General features: G+C 72.3%; 2 protein-coding genes. Both read right to left on the reverse strand.

Going from position 1 to position 1294, the window contains the following annotated elements:
- A partial coding sequence (locus AC1DP0_RS21970; RefSeq protein ID WP_478088727.1) for an acyl-CoA thioesterase occupies nucleotides 1–716 on the reverse strand: 716 nt, incomplete at its 3' end.
- Nucleotides 717–823: 107 nt separating this feature from the next.
- Nucleotides 824–1294: hypothetical protein (locus tag AC1DP0_RS21975; protein ID WP_478088728.1), on the reverse strand; the 471-nt coding region annotated here is incomplete at its 5' end.

A 1294-nucleotide genomic window follows, 5' to 3' on the forward strand; every position in this document is an offset into this window, starting at 1 on the left:
GTGAGGAGCAGCCGGGCCTCGACCTCGACGAGGTGGCCGATCCGCAGCGGCCGGTAGAAGCGCACCCCACCGGCGTAGACGGCGACGTTGGAGGCCGAGCCGGTCCACCGGGTGGCGAGCACGTGGGCGGCCTCGTCGATCCAGCGCATGACGATGCCGCCGTGCACCTTGCCGCCCCAGTTGACGTCGGTGGGCGCGGCGAGGAAACGCAGCACGACCCGTGGCGCCGTGCCCGCGTCGCTGTAGGTCTGGGCCGCCATGGCGGCAGCGATCTCGCCCCGCAGGGCGATGCGCGTGACGGCGCTCTCCTGCCACTCGCGGTCGAGCTCGTCCTCAGGGACGATCTGGGGGACCGGGGTGGGCTTGCCGTGCTCGTCGACCGCGACGAAGACCATGATGCAGTCGGTCGTCGGGCGCAGGTCGCCGTCCTTGGGGTTGCCCGCCGAGACGGTGACGAGGATGTGCAGGCTCGTCGTGCCCGTGTGGATGATCCGGGCGGTGGCCTCGACGAGGTCGCCGACGTGGACGGGGCGCGTGAAGCGCACGTTGCCGACGTACGCCGTGACGCTGTAGGTCCTGCTCCAGCCGGCTGCCGCGGCGTAGCCCGCCTTGTCGATCCACTCGAGGACCCGTCCTCCACCCACGGTCCCGGAGTAGCCGGCATCGGTCGGCGCAGCGAGGAAGCGCAGGGTGATCTCTCGGGCGCCGCGAGGCATGGGTCCTCCTGAAAGTGGTGTCGGCCACGAGCGTGGCAGACCTGGCGGACTCGTGGCCCGCAGGTCCGACCTGCGGGAGGCGGTCGGGAGTGAGGACGGCGACCGGGTCAACAGGCTGGGCGCCGCCTGTCGTCCGAGCGTGAGGTCGCGGTCAACGCCGTCGCCGGGTCGAGGTGGGCGACCTGGATCGTCGTCGCGCAGCCGTCGAGCACGAGGTGTCCGCGGCCCGGGCATCGGATCCTCTCGGGGTCGAGCCGGACGCCGAGGACGTCGCCGTCTGCAGGCACCGACGCACCGAGGAGGATGCCGAAGCCGTCTCGCGCCACCTCGGGCACGAGACCTCGGAAGGCACCGTTCGCTCGTGCGAGCTCGCCGGCGACGACGAGAAGCCCGTGCGTGTCGTCGACGAGCCGCGCGACCTCGACGAGCGGTGCCTCGACGGGGCTGCCGTCCACGAGCTCCACGTCGTCGACGAGCAGGCACAGGTCCGGGTCGGTCCGTCGAGCCGCGATGAGGTCGGCGGCATCGTGCTGCGTCAGGTGCTGGCACCCGGTCGCGCTCGCCCAGACGGACAGGGC

Source organism: Terrabacter sp. P5_B1 (genome assembly GCF_056400505.1).